Annotated in this window: 12 protein-coding genes and 1 pseudogene; 2 read left to right on the top strand and 11 right to left on the bottom strand. The window is 63.0% G+C overall.

The genetic code is table 11. The features are described 5' to 3' along the window. Window positions 1–200 precede the first annotated feature (200 nt). The 11 genes and pseudogenes from PspCFBP13509_RS14705 to PspCFBP13509_RS14640 form a co-directional block, all read right to left on the bottom strand. Window positions 201–1,820 (bottom strand): methyl-accepting chemotaxis protein, encoded by a 1,620-nt coding sequence (locus PspCFBP13509_RS14705; RefSeq protein ID WP_137212234.1) that lies wholly within the window; start codon window positions 1,818–1,820, stop codon window positions 201–203. Window positions 1,821–1,889: 69 nt separating this feature from the next. Beyond that, window positions 1,890–2,585, bottom strand: coding sequence for an anaerobic ribonucleoside-triphosphate reductase activating protein (locus tag PspCFBP13509_RS14700; protein ID WP_065927214.1), 696 nt, complete (start codon window positions 2,583–2,585; stop codon window positions 1,890–1,892). Next, window positions 2,585–4,768 (bottom strand): annotated as a pseudogene (locus PspCFBP13509_RS14690) (ribonucleoside triphosphate reductase); the annotation flags it as partial. The pseudogene PspCFBP13509_RS14690 and the gene PspCFBP13509_RS14700, both read right to left, overlap by 1 nt. 938 nt (window positions 4,769–5,706) lie before the next feature. Continuing rightward, a complete protein-coding gene (gene moaA, locus PspCFBP13509_RS14675) occupies window positions 5,707–6,693 on the bottom strand; it encodes a GTP 3',8-cyclase MoaA (RefSeq protein WP_065924657.1) in 987 nt (328 codons plus the stop codon). Between the two features lies 1 nt (window position 6,694). Further along, window positions 6,695–7,621: a peptidylprolyl isomerase gene (locus PspCFBP13509_RS14670; protein WP_137212233.1), complete on the bottom strand. Its 927-nt coding sequence runs from the start codon at window positions 7,619–7,621 to the stop codon at window positions 6,695–6,697. 10 nt (window positions 7,622–7,631) lie between these two features. Then, the gene (gene narI / locus PspCFBP13509_RS14665; RefSeq protein ID WP_065948144.1) at window positions 7,632–8,312 is read right to left on the bottom strand and encodes a respiratory nitrate reductase subunit gamma; all 681 of its coding nucleotides are present in this window, start codon (window positions 8,310–8,312) and stop codon (window positions 7,632–7,634) included. Continuing rightward, window positions 8,305–9,060, bottom strand: a complete 756-nt coding sequence (gene narJ / locus PspCFBP13509_RS14660; RefSeq protein ID WP_065948143.1) for a nitrate reductase molybdenum cofactor assembly chaperone — start codon at window positions 9,058–9,060, stop codon at window positions 8,305–8,307. Before narJ ends, narI begins: the two co-directional genes overlap by 8 nt. A 3-nt stretch (window positions 9,061–9,063) precedes the next feature. After that, a complete protein-coding gene (gene narH, locus PspCFBP13509_RS14655; protein WP_027607174.1) occupies window positions 9,064–10,602 on the bottom strand; it encodes a nitrate reductase subunit beta in 1,539 nt (512 codons plus the stop codon). Between the two features lies 1 nt (window position 10,603). After that, window positions 10,604–14,377 (bottom strand): nitrate reductase subunit alpha, encoded by a 3,774-nt coding sequence (locus tag PspCFBP13509_RS14650; RefSeq protein WP_137212232.1) that lies wholly within the window; start codon window positions 14,375–14,377, stop codon window positions 10,604–10,606. A gap of 57 nt (window positions 14,378–14,434) precedes the next feature. After that, window positions 14,435–15,832, bottom strand: a complete 1,398-nt coding sequence (locus tag PspCFBP13509_RS14645; RefSeq protein ID WP_137212231.1) for a NarK family nitrate/nitrite MFS transporter — start codon at window positions 15,830–15,832, stop codon at window positions 14,435–14,437. Between the two features lie 2 nt (window positions 15,833–15,834). Then, window positions 15,835–17,091 (bottom strand): MFS transporter, encoded by a 1,257-nt coding sequence (locus PspCFBP13509_RS14640; protein ID WP_092490178.1) that lies wholly within the window; start codon window positions 17,089–17,091, stop codon window positions 15,835–15,837. A gap of 310 nt (window positions 17,092–17,401) precedes the next feature. Between PspCFBP13509_RS14640 and PspCFBP13509_RS14635 the strand changes: the two genes are divergently transcribed. Both PspCFBP13509_RS14635 and narL read left to right on the top strand, forming a co-directional pair. Beyond that, the gene (locus PspCFBP13509_RS14635) at window positions 17,402–19,204 is read left to right on the top strand and encodes a HAMP domain-containing protein (RefSeq protein WP_065924650.1); all 1,803 of its coding nucleotides are present in this window, start codon (window positions 17,402–17,404) and stop codon (window positions 19,202–19,204) included. After that, window positions 19,201–19,848, top strand: coding sequence for a two-component system response regulator NarL (gene narL, locus PspCFBP13509_RS14630; protein ID WP_065924649.1), 648 nt, complete (start codon window positions 19,201–19,203; stop codon window positions 19,846–19,848). Before PspCFBP13509_RS14635 ends, narL begins: the two co-directional genes overlap by 4 nt. Window positions 19,849–20,122: the final 274 nt, after the last annotated feature.

Here is a 20,122-nt window from a genome sequence, read left to right as displayed (position 1 = left end):
GCGAGGTGCCGAGTGTTGGGGCGAAGCGTTTTTGGTTACTTTTGGCGCTCTTCCAAAAGTGACCCGCTGTAAGAGCGGAACCCTAAGTGGCCGTGACCGCAGCAATGGATATGTACTCAATCAAATCCAACGACATGGTCGACCCGAAGGCCGCCACGGAAACAAGCCCCCTCCCACAGTTTTGACCGCACCAGCCGAAGTTACACCTTGAACCGCGCCACCGTCTGATGCAGCGTCCCCGCCATTCCGGCCAGGTCATGGCCTGCCGTCTCGGTATGTATCGCGCCCTGCAACACCTGCTGGGACAGGTTGCGAATGCCCACCAGGTTGCGATCCACTTCCCGCGCCACCAGCGCCTGTTCTTCGGTGGCGCTGGCAATCATCATATTGCGTTCGTTGATCTGCGAGATCGACCGGGTGATCTCGTCCAGCGCCTCTCCCGAGCGTTGCGCCACGTTCAAGGTCGCCTGTACCCGCTCGCTGCTGCTGTGCATGGCGGCCACGGCGTGTTCGGTGTCCTGGCGGATATTGCCGATCATCTGCTCGATCTCCTGGGTCGAGACCTGGGTACGATGGGCCAACGCGCGCACTTCATCGGCGACCACCGCAAACCCGCGCCCGGCTTCCCCGGCGCGGGCCGCTTCGATGGCCGCGTTCAACGCCAGCAGGTTGGTCTGGTCGGCAATGCTGCGGATCACTTCGAGCACGCTGCTGATGTCTTGCACGCGGCCGGCCAGTTGCTGGATACGCTCCGAGGTTTCCACCACGCCGGTGGCCAAGGTATTGATCGACGCCACGGTTTCCTGCACCTGCGCCTGTCCACGCTGGGCGGTCTGCTCCGACAGGCGCGAAGCTTCGCTGGTGCTCACGGCATTGCGTGCCACTTCGTCGACGGCGGCGGTCATTTCATTCACCGCCGTGGCGGCCTGTTCGATTTCCTGGCCCTGCAACTGCAGGCTGCTGCTGGTCTGGCCGCTGACCGCGCTCAACTCTTCCGACGAGCTGGCCACGCCGTCCACCGACGCGGCGATATGGCGGACCATCTGGTTAAGGTTCTGCTGCATCTGGTGCAGGTTGCGCATCACACTGCCGTCGATACTGTTGCCCAACGGCACCTCGAGGGTCAGGTCGCCCTCGGCGATATGACTCAACACCCGCGCCACCTCATCCGGCTCGCCGCCCAGCGGGCGGGTGACGCTGCGCGTGACGATCACCGCCGCCGCCGCCACCAGGGCCAGGCACAACAGGAACAGCCCGAGCATGGTGCCTCGCGCCTCGTCATACAGGGTTTGCGCCGCCTGCTGACGCTCGGCGAACAACCGCCCCTGCATGGCCATCAACGCATCCAGGCTCTTGAACACCTCCAGCTCGGCCGGGATCACCTGTTGCTTGAGCTGGGCCAGGCCTTGCTCGCGGGCACCCTGCCTGATCAGCGCCTGCACCTGGGTGAAGGCCGCCACGTAGGTTTCACGGTGGGTTTTCAAGGTGGCATAGGCGGCCTTGCCTTCGGCGGTGTCGAGCAGCGGCTCAAGGGTGGCGAACGCCTGGGTGATGCGTTCGCGCGTGGTGCCGATGGAGGCCTGGGCCTGCTGGTTATCCTGGTCGATCAGCAGGTCGCGGGTGTTGCGCCCGTTATCGCGCACACCGGTGGCTATCACCATGATCGGCGCGATCCGTGGCCAGTCCTGCTGCACGATCTGCTCGGACTGCTGCTTGAGGGTCGCCAGGTCGTGAAGGGCGTAAAACACCAAGCCGACCAGCGCCAGCGGCGCAATCGCGAAGCCGACGACAATGCGTTGTGCCGTGGTTAATTGCTTCATTGTGATAGTCCCTGATGAAAACCTGCCCGTCATGGGCAGCATCTATAAAAATCCGCTTGAGGGCGCCGATCACCCTCGCAATACAAAAGCAGGAAACAACTCGCGCAATCGGCTCCATAACTCCGGCAAGGCAGCCTGTGCCGGAGAACTCGACAATTGCGCATCGAGCATGCTGGCCGTGCGCACCATTTGCACCGCAAAGCGTTGCACGCCGTTGGCTTGCAAACGCTGGGCCAGCAACAGCAACCGAGGGGGGTCGATCAAATGCCAATGCACCGTGGTGCGGCACTCGTACTCGACGCCGCTGGCCAACAGGGTGTCGAGGCTGCGCCAGTTGGCGGCGCCGCTGTGCTTGACCTGGGTAATCAACTGGCAATCCTCGGCCAGCGCCTTGACGTCAAAGCCGACCCAATCGGCATGCCGCAACGCATTGGCAAACCCTGCCGGCTTGATCCCGGCGCTGTGCAGGCCGACGCGAAACCCCATCGCCCGCACTTCATCCATGGCCGCCGGCAAGCCTTCCTGCAAGGTCGGCTCGCCACCGCTGAACACCACGGCGTCGAGCAAGTCCTTGCGCCGCTGCAAAAACAGCAACACCCGGCGCCAATCCACCTCCGTGCTACCGCGCGGCGGGATCAGGTCCGGGTTGTGGCAGTAACGACAGCGCCAGGCACAGCCCTGGCAAAACAGCACACAGGCGAGCATGCCGGGGTAGTCGAGGGTGGTCAGGGGCACCAGGCCCCCGACCCGTAGCGCTCGACTCATTGGCGCCCGGCCACGGCGGCCGTTTCAGTGAAATGCACCCGTTCCTTGTGCTCGGATTGTTTGCCGGGATTGAACGCCGACACGGGCCGGTGATAGCCCATCACCCGGGTCCAGACTTCGCAGCGCTGACGTTGTGGCTGGGATGCTTGCATGTGAATCTCCTTGCGGGTTGGAAGATCGGTTCAGTGCGCAGCGGCCAGTGCCAGCACTTCATCGCACTTGGGACAGAACTCATGCTCACCGGCGAGGTAACCGTGCACCGGGCAGATCGAGAACGTCGGGGTGATCGTCAGGTACGGCAAACGGAAACGCCCCAACGCCTTGCGCACCAGTTGCTTGCAGGCCTGGGTCGAGGAAATCTGCTCGGCCATGTACAGGTGCAACACGGTGCCGCCGGTGTACTTGCATTGCAGTTCGTCTTGCAGCTCCAGGGCTTCGAAGGGGTCTTGGGTAAAGCCCACCGGCAGTTGCGAGGAGTTGGTGTAGTACGGCGCGACGTCGCTGCCGGCCTGCAGGATGTCCGGGTAGCGCTTGCGGTCTTCCTTGGCGAAGCGGTAGGTGGTGCCTTCCGCCGGGGTGGCTTCGAGGTTGTAGAGGTGGCCGGTGTCTTCCTGGAAGCGCAGCAACGTAGCGCGCACATGGTCGAGCAGCTTGAGGGCAAATGCGCGGCCTTCCTCGGTGTGCATGCCCTGCTCGTCGCCGGTGAAATTGCGCAGCATCTCGTGCATGCCGTTGAGGCCGATGGTGGAGAAGTGATTGCGCAAGGTGCCGAGGTAACGCTTGGTGTACGGGTACAAACCGGCGTCCATATGGTGCTGGATCACCTTGCGCTTGACCTCCAGGCTTTCCATGGCCATGTCCATCAGGCTGTCCAGGCGTTGCAACAGGCCCGAGGTGTCGCCCTTGAACAGGTAGCCGAGGCGCGCGCAGTTGATCGTCACCACGCCCAGGCTACCGGTCTGCTCCGCCGAACCGAACAACCCACCGCCGCGCTTGAGCAGCTCGCGCACGTCCAATTGCAGGCGGCAGCACATCGAGCGCACCTGGTTGGGTTGCATATCGGAATTGAGGAAGTTCTGGAAATACGGCAGGCCGTAGCGCGCGGTCATCTCGAACAGGCGGTCGGCGTTCTCGCTGTCCCAGGGGAAATCGTGGGTGATGTTGTAGGTGGGAATCGGGAAGGTGAAGACCCGGCCCTTGGCATCGCCGGCCTGCATCACTTCGATGTAGGCGCGGTTGATCAGCTCCATTTCCGCTTGCAGGTCGCCATAGGCAAACGGCATTTCCTCACCACCGATCACCGGCACCTGCTCGCGCAGATCCTCCGGGCACACCCAGTCGAAGGTCAGGTTGGTAAACGGCGTCTGAGTGCCCCAGCGCGACGGCACGTTGAGGTTGTAGATGAACTCCTGCACCGCCTGGCGCACCTCGGCGTAACTCAGTTGGTCCTTGCGCACATAGGGCGCCAGGTAGGTATCGAACGAGCTGAACGCCTGGGCGCCGGCCCATTCGTTTTGCAGGGTGCCGAGGAAGTTGACCATCTGCCCCAGGGCGCTGCTCAAGTGCTTGGGCGGCCCCGCTTCGACACGGCCCGGCACGCCATTGAGGCCTTCGTGCAGCAGCGAACGCAGCGACCAGCCGGCGCAATACCCGGCGAGCATGTCGAGGTCATGGATATGCAAATCCGCCTCACGGTGCGCGCGGCCAATCTGCTGGCTGTAGACCTCGTCGAGCCAGTAATTGGCGGTGACCTTGCCCGACACGTTCAACACCAGCCCCCCCAGGGAGTAGCCCTGGTTGGCATTGGCTTGCACGCGCCAGTCTTCGCGGTCGAGGTATTCGTTCATCGAGGTGGCGACTTCCACCAGGGTCTTGCGGTCGCGACGCAGGCGGCCGTGTTGTTCGCGGTAGACGATATAGGCGCGCATGGAGAGGAAGTAGCCGGCGTCCATCAGCACGCGTTCGACGCTGTCCTGGATTTGTTCGACGTCCAGGCGTTCGATGCCCCTCAGGCGGGCCAGGACAGCGCCCAGTAACAGGTCGACGTCGGCCTCCTGGTACTCGCCGGTAGCGGTACCGGCGGCGGTCAGGGCGTGGTGGATTTTTTCGGCGTTGAAGGGGACCAGGCTGCCGTCGCGTTTGTGTAGGCGGGTGCTGACCAGCGGGGTGAGCGTGTTTTGCATTTTCCGGGCTCCAGGCACTACATATAGATCAAATAACAACTTAAAACACAACATGCAGTGATATTACGGAGACTGGGTTTTGCTTCCCTTGATCGGGGTCAAGCTTTTTTGATTGGGTACATATCCGTTATTTAGGTAACGGCGGCCTATGGTTCCGCTCTTACAGCGGGTCACTTTGGAAAAGAGCCGGAATGCCGGCCCAGCCCAAAGTAACCAAAGGGCTCTTGCCCCAACACTCGGTGCCTCGCCTAGGCTCGGCATGCCCTCACTCCGGCTTGAATCCGTGGGCCGCCGTCATGGGCCATCCTTGGCCCAGGACGGCTAACCCGGCGTCCTGCCGGGTTACCCACGGATTCAAGCCTGCGTTCGGCCAGCGTGTTTGACGGGGCGCCTAGGATCAAGATCAAAAGCCAGAGCAAAAGCAGAGCAAAAGCAGGCTGAGGTCTACCTGCTGGATGGAGATCCAAATGTGGGAGGGGGCTTGCCCCCGATAGCGGTGAGTCAGTCAACCCAAGTATCACTGACCCACCCTCATCGGGGGCAAGTCGAATCGTCGCACCGCCCCTCCCACATTTTTAACCCAGTACACCAGACCCGACTCCGGTCGGCTCTAAGGCCGCCGCGCTTTGGCTCTTGATCTAAAATCGCCCCGTCAAACACGCTGGCCGAACGCAGGCTTTGGAGCGTGGGTAACCCGGCAGGACGCCGGGTTAGCCGCGCTGGGCCATGGATGGCCCATCGCGGCGGCCCACGCTCCAAAGCCGGAGTGAGGGCACACCGAGCCTAGGCGAGGTGCCGAGTGTTGGGGCGAGGACCTTTTGGTTACTTTTGGGTCCCTCCAAAAGTGACCCGCTGTAAGAGCGGAACCCTAAGTAGCCGTTACCGAAGAAACGGATATGTACTCAATACCACACCACCCCACACACCCCTCACCCCCCTCACCCCCCACTCATATTCATAAACCGCACCACCTGCACCTCCCCCGCCCCACTGAAATCATGCCGCAACGGCTTGCCCTTCAACCCCCTGTGCAACGCCTCGACCAACGGCCCATCCTCCAACGGATAGCGCCGTAACAACGCGCGAAAATCCAGCGCATCCTCCTGCCCCAGGCACAACAGCAACTGCCCTTCCACCGTCATCCGTACCCGATTACAACTGCCACAGAAATTATGGGAATTAGGCGAAATAAACCCCACCCGCGTCCCAGGATGCCCCGCCAATCGCACATACCGCGCCGGCCCGCCGCTGTTCTCGGTGCTATCGATCAGCCCATGCTCACGGGCAATCACCGCCCGTACTTCATCGCTGGAGCAGAACGTCTCCCCCCGCGATCGCCCCACGTCCCCCAGGGGCATTTCCTCGATAAAACTGATGTCGATCCCCTGGTCGATGGCGTACCGCACCAACGCCGGGACCTCGTCAAAGTTGCGCCCCTTCATTACCACGCAGTTGAGCTTGACCCGCTCGAACCCCGCATCCCGCGCGGCCTCGATACCGTCCAGCACCTGGCGCAGATCACCGTTGCGAGTGATCCCACGAAAGCGCTGCGCATCCAGGCTGTCGAGGCTGATGTTCATGCGCTTGACCCCCGCCTCCACCAACGGCCGCGCCAGTCGCGCCAACTGCGAGCCATTGCTGGTCATCACCAGTTCACGCAAGCCCGGCAGTGCCGCGATGTTGCGGCACAGCCCGACAATGCCCGGGCGAATCAGCGGCTCGCCCCCGGTGAGGCGGATCTTGCGCACGCCCTGCCCCACGAACAGCGCGGCCAGGCGTTGCAGTTCTTCCAGGGTCAACACCTGCTGGCGCGGCAGGAATGTCATGTTTTTCGCCATGCAGTACACACAACGAAAATCGCAACGGTCGGTCACCGACAAGCGCAGGTAATCGATCGAACGGCCCACCCCATCCACCAGGCTCATGTCACTGCACCAACGGTGAGTCGGCACCCTGCAGCGCGATGCCGAGGATGTCCGCTGCGCCGATCAGGGTTTGCAGGTACTGCACCAATGCCTTCTGCCACACCCCTTGCTGCAACTGGGTGCGAATCGCGACGGCTACCGCTTCATACGGCAACGGCTGGCCTTCGATACGCTGGTCGACGCTGATCACGTGCCAGCCATAACGGCTCTCCAGCGGCTTGGCGGCCAGGCCCGGGGCCAGGGTGAACAACTGGCGCTCCAACTCCGGCACGGTCTGGCCTTTGCTCACCTGGCCCAGCGAACCACCCTGTGCTTTGGACGGGCAGGCCGAGTACTTGAGCGCCAGTTCGGCAAACTGGCCCGGATGTTCTTCCAGCGTCAGCAGCAGGACTTCGGCCTGGGTGTGCGCCAGGTGGCGCGCCTCGGCGTCGTCCGGCGCGCACTCGAGCAGGATATGCCGCACCGCCAGCAACGGCGCGCTGTGAAAGCGCCCACGGTTGTTCTCGAAGTAGCGCACGCAGGTGGCTTCGTCGCAGTCGGGCACCGTCACCTCACGCTCCAGCAGCAGGCGCGTGGCGGCTTCTTCTTCGTTCTCGCCGGCGGCGATTTCCACCGCCAGGCCCAGCTCGGCGATCCGCTGTTGCAACAGCTCGCGGATCACCAGCGCGCGGGCGGCCAGGTACACCGCTTCCTCGCGGCTGGCGGCCGGGTGGTATTGCAACTCCAGGGCCATGGCCTCGGGCGTGACCGCCACGCCGTTGACGCTGATGATCGGCCATTCCTGTTCACTGCTGGCGATCAATTCCGGCGCCTTGATCTCCTCGAAAGAGGCCTGGGCCACAGCCTCGGCCATCACCGGTTCCTTGGCCGACGAGCCGCAACCACCGCTGCCGCCGTTACCGCCACCACATCCGCATCCTGTAGTCATGACGTTCTCCTCAATACTTCTGCCGCACGATTTGATAACGACGCCCCAGGTACCAGATCGGCGCGCTGACCATGTGCACCAGGCGGGTAAACGGGAACAGCACAAACAGGGTCAAGCCCAGCGCCACGTGGGCCTTGTAGATCAGCGACACCGGCGCAATCGACTCGGCCGCTTCCACCGGCCGCAACAGCACCACGTTCTGCGCCCAGTCGGCGAGCATCACCATCACCGAGCCGTCCATATGCCCGGTGGAGGCGACGATGGTCAGCAGGCCCAGCAGCAACTGCGCGAGCAGCACCAAGAGGATCAGGATGTCCGACGGGCTCGAGGTCGCCCGCACGCGCGGATCGCCCAGGCGACGCTTGACCAGCATCAGCAAGCCCACCAGGCACAGCAGGCCGAAAAAGCCACCGGAGACCATCGCCAGCAACTGCTTGTTCTCAGTGCTGATCACATGGTGGTAGACCGACGCCGGGGTCAGCAGGCCGACAAAATGCCCGGCCAGCACGAACAGCACGCCGATGTGGAAAAAGTTGCTCGCCACGCGCATGCCCCGGTTGTTGAGCATCTGGCTGGAACCGGCCTTCCAGGTGTACTGCGACAGGTCGAACCGCGCCCAACTGCCCAACAGGCAGATCGCCAGGGCCACATAGGGGTACACCCCGAATACCAGCAAATTCCACTTAGACATTACCCACCTCCCCGGCGGGCGCTGCGGCCCGGCCTTCTTGCTGAAAATCCACCCAATGCAACGGCACCGCGCTTTCTTCGCGGGCCTTGCCGGGGGCGCTTGGCATCGAGCCGCAGCGGTCCTGTTGCTCAGCCTGCATAAAGTCCACCGCCTCCTCTTCCCAGATTTTGTCCAGGGCTTCGAGGGAGTCGTCCCGCGGTTCGGCGGCGACCTGGGCACGCAGTTCGGCCACGGCCTGGTGCGGCTCGGCGCCGGCAATCTGCAACAACGCACGGAAGCAACTGGCATAGCCGCTCTCACGCTCGTCCAGACGCGCAGCGAGCAAGGCCAGCAGGTGCGCCACATCCGCCAGGCCCTCGCGGGCCTCGATGTCTTCGCGGGTGGACAGGAACTCCAGGTACAACGGGATGTAGTCCGGCAGCTCCTTGACGCCGATGGCAAACCCGGCTTCTTCGTACTGGGCCATCATGTCGACCATGGCCTGGCCACGGTCGCGGGACTCGCCGTGCACGTGTTCGAACAACAACAGCGACAGCGAACGGCCCCGGCCAAACAGCGCGCCGTAGTGTTCCTGGCCGTCCATCAGGTCATTGGCGCAGATCAGTTCCAGCAGCTCGAACAACGCACCGCGCTGCTTGGGGCTGATTTCCCGGGATTCGAGAATCGCCTGTTCCAGTTCGTCGCGACCGTTCACCAAGGTTTCAGTGGGGTAGTCCAGCAGCAACGAAATCACTTTAAGAATGCGCATGGCTCAGTCCTCCCAGATCTGGACGGTTTTCAGCACGTCACGGCGGTTGGCTTTCTTGGCGCCGAACATGTTGGTGTCGGAGCTGCCGCTGCAACCGCTGCCGAAGCTGAAACCACACCCGGAGCGTTCGGCGAACGCGTCGCTCATGGCGTCTTCACGGTGGGCGCTCGGTACCACGAAGCGGTCTTCGTAGTTGGCGATGGCCAGGTAGCGGTACATCTCTTCCACCTGCTCCACGCTCAGGCCGACGTCTTCGAGCACTTGCAGGTCCTGTACGCCATCGACTTGCTGGGAGCGTTTGTAGGCGCGCATCGCCAACAAGCGCTTGAGTGCACGCTTGACCGGTTTTTCATCGCCGGCGGTGAGCATGTTGGCCAGGTAGCGCAGGGGGATGCGCAGGCTGTCCACATCCGGGATCACCCCGTTCATGCCCACGGTGCCGGCCGCGGCGGCGTTCTGGATCGGTGACAGCGGCGGCACGTACCAGACCATCGGCAAGGTGCGGTATTCCGGGTGCAGCGGCAGTGCCAACTTCCAGTCGACGGCCATTTTGTACACCGGCGAACGCTGGGCCGAGTCGATCACCGACTGCGGCACGCCATCGGCCAGGGCCTGGCGAATCACCGCCGGGTCATTCGGGTCGAGGAAAATTTCCAGTTGCTTCTCGTACAGGTCCTGCTCGTTGGCGGTGCTGGCCACTTCGCTGATGCGGTCGGCGTCGTACAGCAGCACACCGAGGTAGCGAATCCGACCCACGCAGGTTTCGGCGCACACGGTCGGCATACCGGCTTCGATACGCGGGTAGCAGAAGATGCACTTCTCGGACTTGCCGCTCTTCCAGTTGAAGTAGATTTTCTTGTACGGGCAGCCGCTGATGCACATGCGCCAGCCCCGGCATTTCTCCTGGTCGATCAGCACGATGCCGTCTTCTTCCCGCTTGTAGATCGCACCGCTCGGGCAGGATGCCGCACACGCCGGGTTGAGGCAGTGCTCGCACAGACGCGGCAGGTACATCATGAAGGTATTTTCGTACTCACCATAAATGTCGGCCTGGATCTGGTCGAAGTTCTTGTCCTTGCGGCGCTTGGCGAACTCGGTGCCGAGGATTTCCTCCCAGTTCGGGCCCCACTCGATCTTTTCCATGCGCTTGCCGGACACCAGCGAACGCGGGCGTGCGGTCGGCTGGTGCTCGCCCAATGGCGCGGTGTGCAAGTGCTGATAGTCGAAGTCGAACGGCTCGTAGTAGTCGTCCAGGCTCGGCAGGTCGGGGTTGGCGAAGATGTTCGCCAACACGCGGAACTTGCCGCCGATGCGTGGGTTGATCGAGCCGTTGGCGTTGCGCACCCAGCCGCCCTTCCACTTGTCCTGGTTTTCCCACTCTTTGGGGTAGCCGATGCCGGGCTTGGACTCGACGTTGTTGAACCAGGCGTATTCCATGCCTTCACGGCTGGTCCACACGTTCTTGCAGGTGATCGAACAGGTGTGGCAGCCGATGCATTTGTCCAGGTTGAGGACCATGCCGATCTGTGAGCGAATTTTCATCTCAGTTCTCCTCGATGTCAGTCGGCAATGGGCGCGGCAAGTCATCGCCGCTGGAGCCATCGAGCCAGTCGACCTTGGCCATCTTGCGCACCACGACAAACTCATCGCGGTTGCAACCGACCGTGCCGTAGTAGTTGAAACCGTAGGCCTGCTGGGCATAGCCGCCGATCATGTGGGTCGGCTTGAGCACCACGCGGGTTACCGAATTGTGGTGGCCGCCACGGGTCTTGGTGGTTTCCGAACCCGGCACGTTCACGATGCGTTCCTGGGCGTGGTACATCATCACCATGCCTTCCTTGACGCGCTGGCTGACCACCGCACGGGCGGTCAATGCACCGTTGACGTTGAAGCATTCGATCCAGTCGTTGTCTTCGATGCCGGCACGCTTGGCGTCGATTTCCGAGAGCCACACGATCGGTCCGCCACGGCTCAGGGTGAGCATCAGCAGGTTGTCGCTGTAGGTGCTGTGGATGCCCCACTTCTGGTGCGGGGTGATCCAGTTCAGCACAATCTCGGTCTCGCCATTGCTGCGCTTGCCCTTCACGCCTTCGATGGTGCGGGTGTTGACCGGTGGCCGGTAGCTCATCAACTGCTCGCCGAACGCCTGCATCCACGGGTGATCCTGGTAGAACTGCTGGCGGCCGGTGATGGTGCGCCATGGGATGTTTTCATGCACGTTGGTGTAGCCGGCGTTGTAGCTCACGTGCTCGTCTTCCAGGCCTGACCAGGTCGGACTGGAGATGATCTTGCGCGGCTGCGCCTGGATGTCGCGGAAGCGAATCGCTTCGTGGGCCTTGGAGATCGCCAGGTGGCTGTGGTCGATGCCGGTGAATTCCGACAGCGCGGCCCAGGCTTTCAAGGCGACCTTGCCGTTGGTTTCCGGGGCCAGGGACAGGATCACTTCGGCGGCGTCGATGGCCGTGTCGATTTTCGGCCGGCCGTGGCTGATGCCCGCAGCGCTTTCGTGATGGTTCAGCTCGCCGAGGAACTCGACTTCTTCATCGGTGTTCCAGTTGATGCCCTTGCCGCCGTTGCCGAGTTTTTCCAGCATCGGACCCAGGGACGAGAACTGCTTGTAGATGTTCGGGTAGTCCCGCTCCACCACCGCCATGTTCGGCGCGTTCTTGCCAGGAACCGGCGTCACACCGGCGCTTTTCCAGTCGGTGCCGCCAAACGGCTGGGCCAGTTCGCCGACGCTGTCGTGCATCAACGGGACGGTGACCAGGTCTTGCTCCACGCCCAGGTGGCCGACCGACATGGCCGAGAACGCCTTGGCGATGCCCTTGTAGATTTCCCAGTCGGAGCGCGACTCCCACGCCGGGTCGATGGCCGCCGACAACGGGTGGATGAACGGGTGCATGTCCGAGGTGTTCATGTCGTCTTTTTCGTACCAGGTGGCGGTCGGCAAGACGATGTCGGAATACACGCAGGTGGAGGACATGCGGAAGTCCAGGGTGGTCACCAGGTCGAGCTTGCCGATGGCGCCGTCCTCGACCCATTCGGCCTCGGTGGGCTTGCATTCGGTGCTGTGGCCGATGTCTTCGTTCATCACGCCGTTCTTGGTGCCCAACAGGTACTTGAGCATGTACTCATGGCCCTTGCCCGAGGAACCGAGCAGGTTGGAGCGCCAGATAAACATGTTGCGCGGGAAGTTCACCGGGCTGTCCGGCTGTTCGCAGGCGAAGCGCAGGCTGCCGTCCTGCCAGGACTTGACCACGTAGTCTTTCGGCGTCATGCCGGCGGCAGCCGCATCACGGCAGATGTGCAGCGGGTTGGTGTTGAGCTGTGGCGCACTCGGCAACCAGCCGGCGCGTTCGGCGCGGATGTTGTAGTCCAGGGCGTGTTCCGGGAACTGCGATTTGTCGGCCAGGGGCGAGAGCACGTCGTGCATGCTCATCTTCTCGTGGCGCCATTGCGAGCTGTGCCCGTAAAAGAAGCTGGTGCCGTTCATCTGGCGTGGCGGGCGGTTCCAGTCGAGGCCGAAGGCCAGGGGCAGCCAGCCGCATTGCGGGCGCAGTTTTTCCTGGCCGACGTAGTGGGCCCAACCGCCGCCGGTCTGGCCGACGCAACCGCAGAGCATGAGCATATTGATCAGCCCGCGGTAGTTCATGTCCATGTGGTACCAGTGGTTCATCGCCGCGCCGACGATGATCATCGAACGGCCCTTGGTCTTGTCGGCGTTGTCGGCGAACTCACGGGCGATCTGGATGGCTTTCTCGCGGCTGACGCCGGTGATCGCTTCCTGCCACGCCGGGGTGCCCGGCACGCTGGCGTCGTCGTAGTCCTTGGCCACGTTCTGGCCGCCCAGGCCACGGTCGATGGCCAGGTTGGCGGCGGACAAGTCGAACACCGTCGCCACTTTGGCCACGCTGCCGTCGGCCAGGGTCACGCTGTGCACCGGCACGCGGCGGAACTGCACGGCATCGCCAGCCACGTGCTGGAAGTGCTCGTGGGCTTCGCCGGCAAAATACGGGAAGGCCACTTCGGCGACGTCGTCACCGATCAGGCTGAGCTTGAGGTCGATGGGGCGGCCTTCACCGCCCTCCTTCGCGAGGATGTTCCACTTGCCCTTCTCGCCCCAGCGGTAGCCAATGGAGCCTTGTGGCGACACCAGTTCACCGCTCTCGTCGAGGGCGATGGTTTTCCATTCCGGGTTGTTGTCCTGGCCGAGGTTGCCGGTGAGGTCCGAGGCGCGCAGGAAGCGGTCAGGCTGGAAGCCGGCGCCAGGGGCGAACCCGGTCATCGGCTTGAGCATCACCAGCACCGGCAAGTCGGTAAAGCGCTTGGCGTAGTCGGTGAAGTAGGCGCTCGGTTTATCCAGGTGAAATTCCTTGAAGATCACATGGTTGAAGGCCTGGGCCAACGCGGCGTCGGTGCCCTGCTTGGGGTTGAGCCACAGGTCGGTGAGCTTGGCCACTTCCGAATAGTCCGGGGTGATGGCCACGGTCTTGGTGCCCTTGTAGCGCACCTCGGTGAAGAAGTGCGCGTCCGGGGTGCGGGTCTGCGGGACGTTGGAACCCCAGGCGATGATGTAGTTGGAGTTGTACCAGTCGGCCGATTCGGGCACGTCGGTCTGCTCGCCCCACACCATCGGCGAGGCCGGTGGCAGGTCGCAGTACCAATCGTAGAAGCTCAGGCACACGCCGCCGATCAGCGACAGGTAACGCGAACCCGCCGCGTAGCTGACCATGGACATGGCCGGGATCGGCGAGAAGCCGACGATGCGGTCCGGGCCGTATTGCTTGATGGTGTAGACGTTGGAGGCGGCGATGATCTCGTTGACCTCCTCCCAGTTCGAGCGAATGAAACCGCCCATGCCGCGCTTGCTCTTGTACGAGTCGGCCTTGACCTTGTCCTCGACGATGCTCGCCCACGCCTCCACCGGCGACAGGGTCTGGCGCGCGTCACGCCACAGCTTGAGCAGCGGCTTGCGGATCTTCGGGTACTTGAGGCGGTTGGCGCTGTAGATGTACCAGCTGTAGCTGGCACCCCGTGGGCAGCCGCGTGGCTCATGGTTGGGCAGGTCGTTGCGGGTGCGCGGGTAGTCGGTCTGCTGGGTTTCCCAGGTGATCAGGCCGTTCTTCACGTAGATCTTCCACGAGCACGAGCCGGTGCAGTTAACGCCGTGGGTGGAGCGCACGATCTTGTCGTACTGCCAGCGCGAGCGGTAGACGTTCTCCCAGTCGCGGGACTCCTTACGGGTCTCGCCGTGACCGTCGGAGAATTCGTTTTGCTTGCGGTTGAAGAACCGCAGTTGATCCAGTAAGTGACTCATGATGCTTTCCTCATCAGGCGTGCCGTGGGGTGCGTTGCCCCGCGAATTCGTGGTCGATCAGCAGGGTGTGGCGCAGCCTTTGCGGGCGTACCACCACCAGGTCACGACAATGCAGCTCAGGTAGAAACCGACAAACATGTAGAAGGCCATCGCCGGGCTGCCGGTGGCGGCCATGGATGTGCCGAAGGACTTGGGAATGAAGAACGCACCGAAGGCACCCATGGCCGAGCTGAAGCCCAGCACGGCGGCGGATTCCTTGCCGGCATCCTTGATCGCCTGCTCGCGCTCGGCGGCGGATTTACCGGCACTGGCCTTCTCGTGCTGGGTGCGAAAGATCACCGGGATCATGCGGAAGGTGGAGCCATTGCCGACGCCGGTGGTGATGAACAGCAGCATGAACATGCCGAGGAAACCGTAGAAGCTGCCGCCCTGCCCGTTCACCGGCAAAAAGTGCAGCACGCCGAACACCATCACGATCATCAGCACGAAGTTCCACAAGGTCACCCGTGCGCCGCCCAGCTTGTCCGCCAGCCAGCCGCCGAGTGGGCGTACCAGGGCACCGACCAGCGGGCCGAGGAAGGCGAATTTCAGCGCCACCACATCGGGGAACGAGGTCTTGATCAGCAGCGGGAACGCCGCCGAAAAGCCGATGAATGAGCCGAAGGTGGCCAGGTACAACCAGCACATCAGCCAGTTGTGCTTGCGCTTGAAGATCACCGCCTGCTCGCTGAACGAAGCGCGGGCGCTGGACAGGTCATTCATGCCGAACCAGGCCGCCACGGTGACGGTGAGGATAAACGGCACCCAGATGAAACCGGCGTTCTGCAGCCAGAGTTGACTGCCATCCGCCAAGGCCTGCGGTTGACCGCCCACCAGGCCGAACACGCCGAACGTGATCACCAGCGGCACGCAGAACTGCATCACCGACACCCCCAGGTTGCCGAGGCCGGCGTTCAGGCCCAGGGCCGTGCCTTGCTGCGACTTGGGGTAGAAGAAGCTGATGTTGGACATGCTCGAGGCGAAGTTGCCGCCGCCGAAACCGCACAGCAGCGCGATCAGTACAAACACGCTGTAGGGGGTGTTGGGGTCTTGCACCGCAAAGCCCATCCACAGCGACGGCAGCAGCAGCGACGCGGTGCTCAGGGCGGTCCAGCGGCGGCCGCCGAAGATCGGCACCATGAACGAGTAGAACACCCGCAAGGTGGCACCGGACAGGCCCGGCAACGCCGCCAGCCAGAACAGCTGGTCGGTGGTGAACGTAAAGCCGATGGCGTTCAGGCGCACGATCACCGTGCTCCACACCATCCACACGGCGAAGGCCAGCAACAGCGCGGGAATCGAGATCCACAGGTTGCGGGTCGCGGTCTTCTTGCCGCTGGCGCCCCAGAACGCCGGGTCTTCAGGGCGCCAGTCGTGGATCACCGGCCCCGAGCCGGGCTTTTGCGCGATGGACATGTTCATTCTCCTTGGAGAGGTTGGGCGGTTTTGCCCAACAGCGGTTGCTTGCGCATTTCGCTGAAGTACATCCAGGTCAGGGACACCCAGACCACGCCGTACATCAACATGAAGCAGGACGAGCGCACGCCGGTGAGGTCCACCAGGGCGCCAAACAGGATCGGCAGCACAAAGCCGCCCAGGCCACCGGCCAGGCCGACGATGCCGGACACCGCGCCCATGTTCTGTGGGTAGTCATTGGCGATGTACTTGAACACCGAGGCCTTGCCGAACGCGAAGGCGATGCCCATCACAAACAACAGCACGGTGAACAGGGTGGCGTTGAGGCCGATGTGGAAATCCAGGGGACCGTTGACGGTCTGCACCTGCAATTGGGTCTGCGGGTAGCTGAGCAGGAACAGGCAGATCCAGCTCACCCACAGCACCCACCAGGTCACGCTCTGGGCACCCCAGCGGTCGGACATCCAGCCGCCCACCGCACGCAGCACGCCGCCGGGCAGGGAGAAACACGCGGCCAGCAGCGCGGCGCTTTGCAGGCTGAAGCCGTATTCCTGCACGTAGTATTTGGTCATCCACAGCGCCAGGGCCACGTAGCCGCCGAACACAATCGAGTAGTACTGGCAGTAGCGCCACACGGCCGGGTCTTTCAGGCACAGCAACTGCTGGCGCAGGCTGGCGCCGCCAGCACTGCGGTGGGCCTTGTTTTCGCTGGTGAGGAACCAGAACAGCAGCGCGGTGATAAACAGGATCGCGCCGAACACCTTGGGCACCAGGTGCCAGGTGCCGAGGGCGATCAGCGCCGGGGCCAGAAACTTGGTGACGGCGGCGCCCGCGTTGCCGGCGCCGAACACGCCCATGGCAAAGCCCTGGTTGTCTTTGTCGAACCACTTGGCCACGTAGGCGATGCCCACCGAAAACGAACCGCCGGCCAGGCCGACGAACAGGCCCAGCACCAGGAACTGCCAATAGGCGGTGGCGTAGGTGATCAGGTACAGCGGCAGCACACAGGCGAGCATCAACAGGAAGAACACGATGCGCCCGCCGAAGCGGTCAGTCAGCAGGCCCAGGGGCAGGCGTACCAGGGAGCCGGTCAACACCGGCGTGGCGGCCAACAGGCCGAACTGGGTTTCGTTGAGTTGCAACAGCTCTTTGATGGGCACGCCCAACACGGCGAACATCATCCACACCATAAAGCAGACGGTGAAGGCGAGTGTGCTCATGCCCAGCACCAGGCCTTGTCTCATACGGGGTTGAGTCACGGTATGCGCTCCAGAAAGTGATTCCATGGGCGCAGGTTAGGGGCGACACCCCCGTGGAACTTGACCCAGGTCAACGTCCGCCTGGGGGGTATGGGGCTATGCTGGCCCCACATACCTCTAAGGAGGTAGTCCTAACAACAAGAGAAAGTCTTTATTTATCAATGGATTGGTCTCTTGTGCCGGCGTTTTCCCGTGGGAGGGTTGGCCGGCAACTCTTTAGAGGTAGTGCGCCAGGGATTGCGGTTTTTCAGCCCTTTTCCCTTTGCAGGTGCCGCCATGCAGGCTCTCAACCCCCTTCGATCACGCCGCCATGTTTAACTGGCTGCGCAGCTCCCTGCCCGCTCGCGCCGGCCTGGCGGTAATCCTGATCGCCATTCTCGCCCTTGCCAGCTCCTTGAGCGCCGGCTTGATCGCCTGGTTCAGCCAGGGCGACGCGGCCGCCATCAACACCGCCGGCTCGGTGCGCATGGAGACCTACCACCTCAGCTGGAAACTCGCCGCCGGGGCCCCTGCCGACGAGATCGACGCCATCACCCACAGCCTGCAAGGACGCCTCGACAGCCAATCGCTCAAGGCGGTGCTCGAAGACGGCCCGCGCAGCGCCCTGCTGCAGAGCTACCAACAGATCCAGCAGCGCTGGGACACCGATCTGCGCCCGGCGCTGGCCCGTGGCGACGCGGTGCTGTTCCAGGCCAGCGCGCCGGGGTTCGTCGAGCAACTGAACCAATTCGTCAGCCTCCTGCAACAACACAGCGAACAGAAACAGGGCTGGCAGCAAGGCATCCAGGGCCTGGCACTGTTCAGCACGCTGATCATCCTGCTGATCGGCCTGTACGAATTGCAGTACGGCGTGGTCAACCCCCTGGAAGAACTGGTGCACGCGACCCGGCGCTTTCGTGATGGTGACTTCAAGACCCGGGTCAATCACCGCTCCGAAGACGAGTTGGGGCAACTCGCCCTGAGCTTCAACGCCATGGCCGAGACCATTGAACACTCCCACCGCACCCTGGAGAGCCAGGTCCGGCAGAAAACCCTCAACCTGCAACAAGCCAACGCCGCCCTGGAGCTGCTTTACCAGAGCAGCCGCAGCCTGGCCACGCGCCTGGCGAACGCCGAGGGCCTGGATGAACTGATCCGGCGCTTCCAGAAACGCCTGCCGGGGTTGCGCCTGTCGCTGTGCCTGCAAGGGCACTTCCTGGCGCCGGCCCAGCAGATGCTCTCCCTGAATGGAGGGGATAGCCGCAACGTCTGCGCCATCGGTGATTGCGCAACGTGCCAAAAACACAAAGTGGCGCTCCCCCAGGTATTCAGCATCAGCAACCAGGGCTCGGAACTGGGCGAACTCAAGGCCCACTTCGACGATGGCCATCCCCCCCAGGATTGGGAAAAACAACTGATCCAGGCCCTGGCCAACCTGATCGGCACCTCGCTGTCGCTCAAGCGCCAGCGTGAACAGGACCACCGCCTGCTGCTACTCGACGAACGCACCATCATCGCCCGCGAACTGCACGATTCCCTGGCCCAGGCGCTGTCGTACATGAAGCTGCAAGTCAGCCGCATGCAAACCCTGATCCGCCGTGGCGAACCGGTGGAAACCCTGGCCACCGTCACCGCCGAACTGCGCGATGGCCTGAACAACGCCTACCGCCAACTGCGCGAATTGCTCACCACCTTCCGCCTGCAAATCCACGATGCCGGGCTGGTGCAGGAACTGCAGGAGACCGCCGAAGAGTTCTCGCGGCGTGGCGAGTTCCAGGTGCACCTGCATGTGGACGCCCTGGCCTTCCAACTGTCGGCCAGCGAACAGATCCACTTGTTGCAGGTCACCCGCGAGGCCCTGTCCAATTGCCTGCGCCATGCCCATGCGCAAAACGCCTGGCTGCAACTGCGCCAGGAAGGCGAGACCGTGAGCCTGAGCATCGAGGACGACGGCCGGGGCTTCTGCGGTGAGGTCGACACCCGCGAACACCACGGCCTGACCATCATGGACGAGCGCGCCCGCAGCCTGCATGGCCGCCTCGACATCAGCCCCCGCGAGCCCCAGGGCACCCGCGTGCAATTGCGTTTCCAACCGGAATTTCTCGGCCACTCCCTACAAGGCACCGCCTCATGAACACCCTCACCCGCCACCGTATCCTGCTGGTCGACGATCACCCGATGATGCGCCACGGCATGCGCCAGATGCTTGAACTGGAAGACGACCTGCAAGTGGTCGGCGAAGCCGGCAACGGCCAGGAAGCCCTGGACCAGATCGACACCCTGCAACCGGACCTGGTGCTGCTGGACAACAACATGCCGCACATGAACGGCCTCGAAACCCTGCGCCGCCTGCGCGCCATGAACTATGGCGGCAAGGTGTTGCTGTTTACCGTGTCCGACGCTGAAGACGATATTCGTGATGCGTTGCGCCTGGATGCCAATGGCTATCTGCTCAAGGACATGGAGCCGGAGTTGTTGATCCAGTACATCCGTGACGCGTTGCATGGCGCATTGGTCATCAGCCCCGGCCTGACCCGCGTCCTGGCCCAGGCCCTGCGCTCGCCGCAGCCCCATGGGGCAGTGGAATTGACCGAGCGCGAACGCCAGGTGCTGAGGACTATTGCCAGTGGGCACAGCAACAAGGTGATCGGGCATAAGCTGGGGATTACCGAGGGCACGGTGAAGGTGCATGTGAAGAATTTGCTGCATAAGCTGGGGTTGCGGTCGCGGGTGGAAGCGGCGGTCTGGGCGATGGAGCATTTGCGGCAGGCGGGGTGAGGCTGTTTAACGCTGAACGCGCGGCAGATAGGGCTGTTGTGGTGAGCGGGCTTGTCCCGCGCTGGGCTGCGTAGCAGCCCCAGTCCAGAAGAATGCGGTGTATCAGACACTCTGTAGACACTGGTTTTGGGGCCGCTACGCAGCCCAGCGCGGGACAAGCCCGCTCACCACAGGGAGATTTGTCTGGGTCTGAAAAGTTGTGTAGATACCCTTGCTCATCGGGGTGTAGAACCGTAGACATCGTTTACACAAACCCCGCAAGAGGTACCCCCAC

Source organism: Pseudomonas sp. CFBP13509 (assembly GCF_005233485.1).
Classification (GTDB): Bacteria; Pseudomonadota; Gammaproteobacteria; order Pseudomonadales; family Pseudomonadaceae; genus Aquipseudomonas; species Aquipseudomonas marginalis.
The sequence above is the reverse complement of the archived record's forward strand: the minus strand, read 5'-3'. Positions and strand labels throughout refer to the sequence as shown.